13 protein-coding genes are annotated in these 9158 nt (G+C 42.6%); 1 reads left to right on the forward strand and 12 read right to left on the reverse strand.

What is annotated here, in order from left to right:
- Window positions 1-24 precede the first annotated feature (24 nt).
- The 9 genes from ACP14V_RS01095 to ACP14V_RS01135 all read right to left on the reverse strand — a co-directional run bounded on the left by ACP14V_RS01095 (window position 25) and on the right by ACP14V_RS01135 (window position 6577).
- Window positions 25-504 carry a hypothetical protein gene (locus ACP14V_RS01095; protein ID WP_272609234.1) on the reverse strand — a complete coding sequence of 160 codons (480 nt, stop codon included), beginning with the start codon at window positions 502-504 and terminating at the stop codon, window positions 25-27.
- Window positions 505-506: 2 nt separating this feature from the next.
- A complete protein-coding gene (locus ACP14V_RS01100) occupies window positions 507-1313 on the reverse strand; it encodes an META domain-containing protein (RefSeq protein WP_272609235.1) in 807 nt (268 codons plus the stop codon).
- Window positions 1310-1729, reverse strand: coding sequence for an META domain-containing protein (locus tag ACP14V_RS01105; protein WP_272609236.1), 420 nt, complete (start codon window positions 1727-1729; stop codon window positions 1310-1312). Before ACP14V_RS01105 ends, ACP14V_RS01100 begins: the two co-directional genes overlap by 4 nt.
- Window positions 1730-1824: 95 nt before the next feature.
- A complete protein-coding gene (locus tag ACP14V_RS01110; protein ID WP_272609237.1) occupies window positions 1825-2535 on the reverse strand; it encodes a membrane or secreted protein in 711 nt (236 codons plus the stop codon).
- 2 nt (window positions 2536-2537) lie between these two features.
- The gene (locus ACP14V_RS01115) at window positions 2538-2915 is read right to left on the reverse strand and encodes a nuclear transport factor 2 family protein (protein WP_136565224.1); all 378 of its coding nucleotides are present in this window, start codon (window positions 2913-2915) and stop codon (window positions 2538-2540) included.
- 75 nt (window positions 2916-2990) lie between these two features.
- A complete protein-coding gene (locus tag ACP14V_RS01120) occupies window positions 2991-3470 on the reverse strand; it encodes a c-type cytochrome (RefSeq protein ID WP_136565225.1) in 480 nt (159 codons plus the stop codon).
- A gap of 113 nt (window positions 3471-3583) precedes the next feature.
- Window positions 3584-4543: a YheT family hydrolase gene (locus ACP14V_RS01125; protein WP_272609238.1), complete on the reverse strand. Its 960-nt coding sequence runs from the start codon at window positions 4541-4543 to the stop codon at window positions 3584-3586.
- A complete protein-coding gene (locus ACP14V_RS01130; protein WP_272609239.1) occupies window positions 4543-5544 on the reverse strand; it encodes a bestrophin family protein in 1002 nt (333 codons plus the stop codon). Before ACP14V_RS01130 ends, ACP14V_RS01125 begins: the two co-directional genes overlap by 1 nt.
- A 55-nt stretch (window positions 5545-5599) precedes the next feature.
- Window positions 5600-6577, reverse strand: a complete 978-nt coding sequence (locus tag ACP14V_RS01135; RefSeq protein WP_272609240.1) for an NAD(P)H-dependent flavin oxidoreductase — start codon at window positions 6575-6577, stop codon at window positions 5600-5602.
- A 117-nt stretch (window positions 6578-6694) separates the two neighbouring features.
- On the opposite strand from ACP14V_RS01135, the gene ACP14V_RS01140 reads away from it, so the two are divergent.
- Window positions 6695-7171 (forward strand): acyl-CoA thioesterase, encoded by a 477-nt coding sequence (locus tag ACP14V_RS01140; protein ID WP_272609241.1) that lies wholly within the window; start codon window positions 6695-6697, stop codon window positions 7169-7171.
- On the opposite strand, the gene ACP14V_RS01145 is transcribed toward ACP14V_RS01140, so the two are convergent.
- Genes ACP14V_RS01145 through ACP14V_RS01155 form a run of 3 tightly spaced genes read right to left on the reverse strand, consistent with a single transcriptional unit; the run spans window position 7155 to window position 9141 of the window.
- Window positions 7155-8048, reverse strand: a complete 894-nt coding sequence (locus ACP14V_RS01145) for a DMT family transporter (RefSeq protein WP_272609242.1) — start codon at window positions 8046-8048, stop codon at window positions 7155-7157. The genes ACP14V_RS01140 and ACP14V_RS01145 overlap by 17 nt on opposite strands.
- On the reverse strand, window positions 8048-8398 hold the full coding sequence (locus ACP14V_RS01150) for an arsenate reductase family protein (RefSeq protein WP_272609243.1): 351 nt from the start codon (window positions 8396-8398) through the stop codon (window positions 8048-8050). Before ACP14V_RS01150 ends, ACP14V_RS01145 begins: the two co-directional genes overlap by 1 nt.
- 50 nt (window positions 8399-8448) lie before the next feature.
- A complete protein-coding gene (locus ACP14V_RS01155) occupies window positions 8449-9141 on the reverse strand; it encodes an aspartate/glutamate racemase family protein (protein ID WP_272609244.1) in 693 nt (230 codons plus the stop codon).
- Window positions 9142-9158 lie beyond the last annotated feature (17 nt).

Genomic DNA, 9158 nt, shown 5'->3' on the forward strand with positions numbered 1-9158 from the left:
CATAATACCTTTGTATGGGGGTTTTTAGGGTTCTGTATCGCATTCTGTTTTACTCAAAGGCATTGAAGAACTAAAACTAAGAACGGAAAGGTCCTTGAAGGCCGTTCCGGTGCTGTCCAATTCCCCAAATCCCTCTATGAGTTGGCCATTCTCAACCAAAAAGGCCACTTCACGGGTGCTTTCTTTTCCTTCTGACACAAAGGAATACTTACCCAAAAGGATACTGTCGTTCATAACACCGGCAAAAGTTCCTTTATTGCCATCCTTTTCCTTTAAGGCGTAGCTGAGGTTTCCAAGTATGGTTTTGGATACATCGGTAATTTCAAAAACAATCCGGTTTCCATTGGCATTGTAAACATAACAACCTTCTTCCAGAGAAGGAGCCTGTTTTGATTTAACCATTGAGGGGGTATCTGCGTGGGAATCGGTATTTTCTTTCTCCGTTTTGGTTTTGCAGCTAACAATCAAAAGAGCCGCAAGAAATAGATAGGTTATTTTTTTCATGCTCAGTCGATTTTTTTGAAAATGAGAAGATTTTCCGCACTACCATTGGACAGATACAATCGATTATTTTCAATCTTGTAGGTTGTGCTACGTTGAAGTTTTTTCATGAATTTGTCTTCAGCGGAAAGATTGGGACAGGCCATTTTCGTGGAGGCCGCATTGGTAAATCGGAGTACATTTTTTTCAAAGAAAAGCCCCCCGGTCATTCTATTGCAACCCGCAAATCCTGCAAATCGATTGGTTTTAATATCAATTTCCATATTAGGGACGTCCCTTCCGTTAAAGTCATCTTTGGAGACCTTTTTGCCATCCATTTCTTCGAGTACCCAAATATCATGGAGACGATAGTCCGTTATGTAGGTGCCACATCCTTCCAAGGCATGGGTTTCTTCCTCGCCGGTATATTTATAGGCAATGGTCACGGTATACGGCGACTTTTCCCCAGACATGGCATTGGTGCATTCCTTGTGTGCTATGATCACATCCAAAGAAACTGCTTCAGTCTGTATACGGTACATACTAATATTGGCATCTTGGACTTTGATAGGGGCTGAATGTGGCGTGACAATGGTATCTTCCATCATGTTCAACTCCACGCGGTTGTCTTTTACCTTTAGTCCCCAAAAAGGTTCCGTGCCATTGGCCTTAAAATAACTATCGTCAATTTTTAAGGCAAGGGGCTCAACCGTCTTGATCTGTACGGTATCTTTCTGTGTTGCTTCTTCCTCGTTTGTGCTTTCTTCTTTTTTCTTCTCCACGCAACCGGAAAATAATATGACAAAGCAGAGTAGTGGTATTAACTTTTTCATGGTTCAACTTTTTTGAAACGCATCATGGGAACATCACCAATAAGTAAATTGAGCTTACCTTCTTCCATGGCATATCCGTCTATTTTTTGCATCATGTTCAGGAATTGTCTTTCGCCACCGCCACAGAACATCATGGTGGTAGGGCCGGGTTCTCCAAAAGAAATAGAATTTCCGTCCATGGTATACTCTGCCGAATAGCCATTACAACTATCATTACCCATGACTTTCCCAGATTCTTGATCAAACATTATTTGAGGTTTCTTGTTCGGGAAAAGGCCTTCAAAGGCAATTCGGGGGCCAGATATATATTCCAGCTCCCAAGTAATATCAAACAATGCGGAAGAATCATCAGATTTTGGATTGCAGGAACCCGTCAATAGCAAAACTGTGCAAAAAAGAAAGGTAGAGACTTTCATTTGTGGGAAATTAATGGTTAATGGAGGTAAAAAGTACTAAAAAATAATGTAATGGGCTTTAGTACAACAGGTTAATTAATTGATAAGAAGTGATTTCACTCTTTTCGAATACTCCAAACCTCATAGATGGGCTGACCCTTACTGCTTAATCCAGAGTGGTGCCAATCACCGTCCTTAAGTTCGAAATTGAACTCCAGACTTGCCCCTACTCTTGAATCGTCCCTGGAGAAAAACCCAATATGTTCAGTGTATTTGCCATTTGCGGTGGTATAAGTACCTCCACCAGTTCCCATGAACGCTTTGGTTTCGATACTGTAGGCGATCCATTGAAATCGAGTTCCGGAAAGGATTTTCATGGTCTTTCTGGGACCTGATGTATCCCGCTTGATCACTTCTCCGTCCTGCATACGTCCAGAAATTAACCATGTACCTTTTAAATCACCAGGGCTGCCGTCATCAATACGACTCCAAACCTTTTCCCCAACATAAAGCTTTCCATCTTTAAAACTGTAAGGGAAAGAATTTGTTGAGCCGACCATATCAGAATCAAAGGAGGCAAATTCCAGTGTATAAGTGAGCATTCCATTGTCCGAAGAAAAAGAGCCTCCTTTGGTACCGATGAATTTTCCGTTTTCTTTTTCAAAGAAAGCTTCCGAGAAAAAACCATCGGAAACAATTGTGACATATTGTACCGCCACTCCTTCATCATTGGTTAGTGTGGCTTCCCACGCACCATTAAGATCCTGGGCATTGGACATGGATAAAGTGATGGAAACTAGAATCAGTGTTAGGATATTTTTTTTCATGATCAATACATTTTATTGGTGTGGGCAGATTTTTTTGGGATTTGTTGGATGGCATCCCAATGTTCGCATATTTTACCTTTTTCATCAAAACGGAAAAAATCCATGGTGACATACTCATCATTATCTGGCCAGATTTGATGGGTGTGAAGGGCAACCAAATTTCCTTCTGAAATACATCGTACAAATTCGATGGATTTTTTGGGGTATTCCTTTTGCATTCTCTCAAAATAAGAAATAAAGCCTTCTGTGCCATCGGCCACATCTGGGTTATGTTGAATATAGGTATCTCCCACATACTTTTCGACAGCTGCTTTGGGGTTTCCCTCATACGCCATTTTATAAAAGGCGATTGCATTGTTCTTATTTGATGCTGAATCCATAGTTGATATAAAAACAAAAATGCTGTTGCTTTCAAGGAAGACAACAGCATTTCAAAGATGTATTATTCTAGTAAGTTATAGTGTTCTAAGGTATTCCGCCACATCTCTGGCTTCCTCTTCCGTAAGGTTTTGGTTCAGCATAATGGCGTTGTTGTATTCTTTAAGCAATGCCTTGGCGATAGGATCTTCCTTTAACATTCCATCTGGGTTCAGAATCATGTTCATGACCCACTCAGGGCTTCTTCGTTCGTACACACCTTTCATAGCTGGTCCGATCATACGTTGGTCTACCATATGGCATGCTACACAAATGGATTCAAACGTGGCTTTTCCACGCGCCGCCATCTCTTCGTTGACCTCATCGGCAAAATCAACATTTTTTATGGGCCCCACTCCTTTGTTGTCCAAATCTACAGGCACACCTTCACTGGCCTGAGCTTTTTTCTCTTCGGTTTTGGTCCTACTCACCTCAAAACCATCCTTTTTTTCTTCCTTTTTACCGCCACAGCTTGCCACAAAGGCACCCAATGCCAAGAGTACTAGTATTTTTTTCATTCTGAATGTAATTGTAGTTTGTGTAATTGTAGCCACTAAGATAGGTATTTAAGGTCGAATTTTTAAGGGTTTTTGCGGTATGGGGCACAATCTTTCTTGAGAATGTGATTTATTTATTGGGAATCAAAGAAATCCAAGCTTCTCTTTTCTGTATAGGTTTGATTGTTTTTACCCCAAAAGCCCACATGGCCTCCATATTTTGGAACTTCTAGATAGAGGTTAGGGTTGGTGTCCGCTTCGTGAAAAGGGTAGCAGTCCTGACCAAGAAACGAATCATTTTTTGCGTTGATGACGAGACTGGGAACTTTGATGTTAGGAAGAAACTGGAGCGAGCTGCATTGGGTATAATAATCCAACGCATCCTTAAAGTGATGCGCCCTACTCGTGTAGATATCGTCAAAATCCTTGAGGGTTTTGATGTTTTTGATATCGGAACCTGTGATACGTTCCGGGAAAAGATGTTGTTTCTGTCTTAGTTTGGCAATCAAATGCCTTTTGAATCGTTGGGCGTATAGTATGTTCTTTAGAGTAAGCAATTGTTGGCAGGAACTGTGCAGGCTACAAGGCACCGATATGGCCACGGCTCCTCTGATTTCTTTGGGGACGGCGCTTCTTTCACCCAAATATTTGAGCAAAAGATTACCGCCCAAGCTAAATCCATTCAGATAGATTTCCGAGTAGGGATAGCTGCTGAGGATATAGGTGATCACTTCCTCGAGATCTTCGGTAACCCCCGAATGATAGGAACGGTATAGTGTATTGGGCTCACCGCTGCATCCCCTGTAGTTTAGGGCACAGGCATCAAACCCATTTTGGTTGAACAGCTTCGCACTTCCGGTTATGTAGGGTCGTTGGCCATCACCTTCCAAACCATGCAACAACAGAACTAATTTTCTTGTTGGAGTGATGGAATTGCTCCAATCCAGGTCCAAAAAATCCCCGTCCGATAAATACAAACGTTCCCTTTTTTGAATCAGACCGTTTACCCTACGGGCAAGGCCACAATATATGGTTGACAAATGTCCGTTTTTGAAAAATGCAGGAGGGGTATAACTGGAAGGAACCAAGGGCATTAGTACAAAATATTTTGTTGGGGTTCTACTTTCCCAGGAAGATCTTGTTCATCCAACATGTCCCTGAGGTCTATTTCTATGGTACGGCATAGCGCGGTCATGGGAACATCGTTGATGCGGCCCTCAAAGGGGTCTTCACTATTGCTGCCCACCTTTTCCATTGTGGTGAACATCCAAGAAATCAATACTGAAAAGAAGACCATGAGTCCTAGATACCACCAATTAAGAGCTGTGTCCATACTCAGGAGTTGAGTCTCAAAAACGTTGAGGAGTCCAAAAGGCAATAGAAGAATGAAAATCCAAGTGAAAACTGTACTAAAATATGCATATTGTCTGGGGAACGGTGTGTTTTTGATACGCTCGCACATTCCTTGGAGGTTGTACATTTCCTCCAGATCATGATGAAAAATTTGCTTATCGAACTCCGTTATTTTTCCCTCTTTTAAAAGCTGCTTTAATTGTTTTCCTTGATTTTTAATGAGGTGTGTGGCCACATTCTTTCGGTTTTCCAAATCGTTCACTTCTTCTGTGGACAAAAACTGTTCCGCTGCATCGCAAGCCGGGTTCCTTTCCCCGTGTCTGTCAAAAATGCGTTCAAGGACCCTGTTTTCCCTTAATGAAAAACTATTGGGCTGTCGCAATTGGATGCGCAGTGCATTGATCCAAGCAATATGTCTGTAAATTAGGGTAACCTGTGCTTTTCGGTCATTCTCCACCAAGTTCAGTACGTTGTTGGCCCAAGTACGAGAGTAATTTACAATGCCTCCCCAAATTTTCCTGCCTTCCCAGAAGCGATCATAACTTTGGCTGTTCTTAAATCCAATATAGAAAGCAACGGCAATACCGATTACCGATAGGGGCTGAAAAGGAATATCAATATGGGTCCACCCCAAAGCAAGGTATAGATAAAAAATAATACCAGCATAAAGGATAAAGAAAATAAGATTTTTCCAAGCGTAAAGTAAAATGATATGCCAGCTGATGTTTCTTTTGATGTACATGGTAGTGTCATTGTTGGTTATGCCTTACCAAAATACAAAAGAAAAGTTACTGGGGTCATTCCTTTGGAAAGGTATCCAATAACCGGTATTGCGCCTCAATGGATTCTTTGAATTCCTGCTTTAAATTTTTCACCAGTTGCGAAACAGGTAGTATGTCATCAATAGAAGTAACCCCTTGTCCTGCGGACCAGATGGTCTTCCAGGCCTTGGCCTCGGTGTTCAGTTCCTTGCCAAAATCTATCTTTCGGTCTTTTTTCAAATCTTCCTCCGAAATCCCGGCAGCCTTTAGGCTGGCAGCCAAAAAATTGGCATGTACACCAGAAATGGCGGCGGTGTAGACAACATCGCTAGCCCCGGCCTCAATGATCATGTTCCGATATTCTTCGGGAGCTTTGCTTTCCTCAGTATTGATAAAACGGGTACCCATGTAAGCCAAATCGGCCCCCATTTGCATGGCAGCAGCAATATCCTGTCCCGTACTGATACACCCTGAAAGGATGATGGTTTTGTGGAAGATTTTTTTCACTTCGTGCACCAAACTCATGGGGTTGATGTTCCCCGCATGCCCGCCCGCTCCAGCAGAAACAAGGATAAGTCCATCCACACCCGCCTCGGCCGCTTTTTCTGCATGTCGTTTTTTAATGATATCATGGAACACCAGACCACCGTAACTATGAATGGCATTGACCACTTGGCTCACGGCACCCAAGGAGGTGATGACCAATGGGACTTTGTGTTTCATGCAGAGTTTTACATCGGCTTCCAATCTGGGGTTGGTGGGATGCACAATAAGGTTTACCCCAAAAGGGGCCGGCTTTTTGCCCGTTTCTTCCTCGAATTGTTTGAGTTCCGATTTTATTTGGATGAGCCATTCCTCAAAACCTTCACTGGTGCGTTGGTTAAGGGCCGGGAATGTTCCCACGATACCATTTTTGCAACACTCCACCACCAATTTGGGACTAGAGATAAGAAACATCGGAGCAGCTATAGCGGGTAAGGAAAGATCTTTGATAAATTCGGCTTTTTCACTCATGAGGTTTGTGTTAAACTATGTTTAAAAATAGGATTTATAATCGCACTTTATGGGACTCAGTTCTGAAAACTATGGTAATTTTACAATTATTATGCATGCATAACAAAATAACCCGCTATGTTTTTTAAGGAATTTGATATTAGATGGAGCGATTTGGATGCCAATCGCCATTTGGCCAATTCGGCTTACATTAATTTTATGAGCCATACCCGGATGGCTTACTTGGGCCAATTGGGATTTGACCAAAAAGGGATGGCCGAGCACAATATTGGCCCTGTGGTCTTTTACGAGCACATGTACTATTTCAAGGAAGTATTCGCTGGAAAACCTGTAAAGGTCTCATTGGGATTTGAAGGGATGAGCGAAGATGGTATGTTCTTTGAGTTCCATCACGATTTTTATGACAGCAAGGGAAGAAACTTTGCCCGATGCCAGATGATGGGCGCATGGATCGACCTTAAGGAACGAAAACTCATAGGGCTGCCCCAGCAATTCCTGGATGCGTTCAACCAAATGGAAAAATCCGAAGGGTTCAAGACCTTGACCAAAGAAGACACCCGAAAGTTTGTTCAAAAACCTATGGACTTGGCTTAGGCCGCATACTGGCCAGATACACCCCTGCCAATACCAATGCCGTGGCGAGGATTTTTATCCAGGACAAATGATCTTTCCCCAGCGTTAAAGCAAACAATATCCCAATCAGGGGTTGCACATAAATGAAGGCCCCAACGGTGGATGCCTTGAGCTGAGTCAATGCAAATACATTGAACAGATAGGTGAGGAAAGTGGTGCCCACCACCACAAATGCTATGGAACCATAGGCCCAAAGGGGCATGGAAGACCATTCAATTTCCAAAAATTCCGGTAAAGTAATGGGAATATTGATGATCACGGCAATGGTAAAGAGCCACTTCATCAAGGTAAAGGGATGGTATTTTTCAATAAGGGTCTTTACCACGATTAGATACGTTCCATAAAATGTGGCATTGACGATAAAAAGAAAATTCCCAAGAGGAATGTTTGGCGCATCTTGACGTATTTCGGCACCGAAAAGAATCAATCCGACGGCACCGATAAAACCCATGAGAATACCCAAACTTTTATTGAGGGTAATTTTTTCCTTCAAAAAGAACGATGAAAGCACCACCACAATAATTGGTGTGATCGTAATCAATACGGCACTGTTGATAGGCGTGGAGAGTTGAAGCCCCTTAAAAAAGGAGAGCATGTTCACGGACATTCCACAGATGGCACAGATCAAGAGTCGGCCCCAATCTTTTTTTTCAACTTTCTCCTTGGGGCCAAAAAAGGAGATGGCCCAAAACAGGATGGCCGCCCCACCAACACGCAACATAATAAACCCGAAGGGTTTTACGTGCATGGGCATAACCCCTTTTGCCAAGGTGTGGTTAATGCCATAGATGGCAGTTGCCCCAAGGGCGGCTAAAATGGCCAATGTTCTTTTACTCATTAATGCAGGGCCTCTTTTGCGGCCTGGACCACTTTCTTGGAGTTGCCAACAAAGATTTGTCCATCAACTAGGACAACAGGTCTTTTTAAAAAGGTATAATGTTCAAGGATGAGATTTTTGTAATCGTCTTCGGAAAGTTCCTTTTCATGCAATCCCTTTTCACGGTAGAGCATGGCTCTTTTGCTGAAGAGGGACTCGTAGCTTCCCGATAAGGTCGCCATTTCCTTCACTTGCTCAGGGGTCATGGGCTCCGATTTTATTTCTTGGAGATGTACACCCTGTAAAGGTTCCAATTCCTTTAAAATACGTATACAGGTTGAGCAGCTGCCCAAATGGTAAATTTTTTTCATACTATAGGTCTCTATGGGTACAAAGGAACCGATTTTTGATCAAACCGGTATTAAGCCAATGCAAATTCAACGGCTTTTTGAACATGGATCTTGGCGGTATCGAATGTGGGTATAGAGGCTTCATGGTCCGGTACAAGGATGGGCAGCTCGGTACAACCCAAAATGGCACCTTCGGCTCCCTGTGATTCCATCTTTTTGATGATATCCAAACAAACGGTCTTGGAGGCATTCGTAAAGACGCCCTTGACCAACTCATTATAGATCATGGATTGAAGAAGCTCCCTATCCGTTTCATTGGGAATCAAAACCTCAAGACCATAGTCTTCCCGTAACTTTTTGGTGTAAAAATCCTTTTCCATCGTGAATTTTGTACCCAATAGCGCCACTTTTTTCATTCCTTTCTCGCGGATGGCCTCTCCAGTGGCATCAGCAATATGCAAAAAGGGAACGTCAATGGCTTGGGTAATGGCCTGGCTTACCAAATGGATGGTATTTGTACAAAGTAGTACGATATCGGACCCGGCAGTTTCCAATTTTTTGGCATGAAGGGCCATGATATCACCAATTTTATCCCAGTCGCCCGAAAAGGAATACCGTTCAATTTCCTCAAAATCCACCGAAGAGAGTAGGGTTTTGGCAGAGTGCGAACCTCCCAGTTTTTCACGAATGATTTCATTGACGAATTGATAGTACATTTTTGAGGATTCCCAACTCATTCCCCCGATCATTCCAATAGTTTTCATGTATCTGTTATTTGATT

Origin of the sequence: Flagellimonas alvinocaridis (assembly GCF_965248585.1) — a bacterium.
Taxonomy (GTDB): Bacteria; Bacteroidota; Bacteroidia; order Flavobacteriales; family Flavobacteriaceae; genus Flagellimonas; species Flagellimonas alvinocaridis.

Bases quoted from the DNA above. Each gene is read 5' to 3' on its own strand.
- ACP14V_RS01140 (WP_272609241.1), top strand. From the start codon at position 6,695: ATGTTTTTTAAGGAATTTGATATTAGATGGAGCGATTTGGATGCCAAT.
- ACP14V_RS01130 (WP_272609239.1), bottom strand. From the start codon at position 5,544: ATGTACATCAAAAGAAACATCAGCTGGCATATCATTTTACTTTACGCT.
- ACP14V_RS01115 (WP_136565224.1), bottom strand. From the start codon at position 2,915: ATGGATTCAGCATCAAATAAGAACAATGCAATCGCCTTTTATAAAATG.
- ACP14V_RS01110 (WP_272609237.1), bottom strand. From the start codon at position 2,535: ATGAAAAAAAATATCCTAACACTGATTCTAGTTTCCATCACTTTATCC.
- ACP14V_RS01155 (WP_272609244.1), bottom strand. From the start codon at position 9,141: ATGAAAACTATTGGAATGATCGGGGGAATGAGTTGGGAATCCTCAAAA.
- ACP14V_RS01100 (WP_272609235.1), bottom strand. From the start codon at position 1,313: ATGAAAAAGTTAATACCACTACTCTGCTTTGTCATATTATTTTCCGGT.
- ACP14V_RS01150 (WP_272609243.1), bottom strand. From the start codon at position 8,398: ATGAAAAAAATTTACCATTTGGGCAGCTGCTCAACCTGTATACGTATT.
- ACP14V_RS01105 (WP_272609236.1), bottom strand. From the start codon at position 1,729: ATGAAAGTCTCTACCTTTCTTTTTTGCACAGTTTTGCTATTGACGGGT.
- ACP14V_RS01135 (WP_272609240.1), bottom strand. From the start codon at position 6,577: ATGAGTGAAAAAGCCGAATTTATCAAAGATCTTTCCTTACCCGCTATA.
- ACP14V_RS01145 (WP_272609242.1), bottom strand. From the start codon at position 8,048: ATGAGTAAAAGAACATTGGCCATTTTAGCCGCCCTTGGGGCAACTGCC.
- ACP14V_RS01120 (WP_136565225.1), bottom strand. From the start codon at position 3,470: ATGAAAAAAATACTAGTACTCTTGGCATTGGGTGCCTTTGTGGCAAGC.
- ACP14V_RS01095 (WP_272609234.1), bottom strand. From the start codon at position 504: ATGAAAAAAATAACCTATCTATTTCTTGCGGCTCTTTTGATTGTTAGC.
- ACP14V_RS01125 (WP_272609238.1), bottom strand. From the start codon at position 4,543: ATGCCCTTGGTTCCTTCCAGTTATACCCCTCCTGCATTTTTCAAAAAC.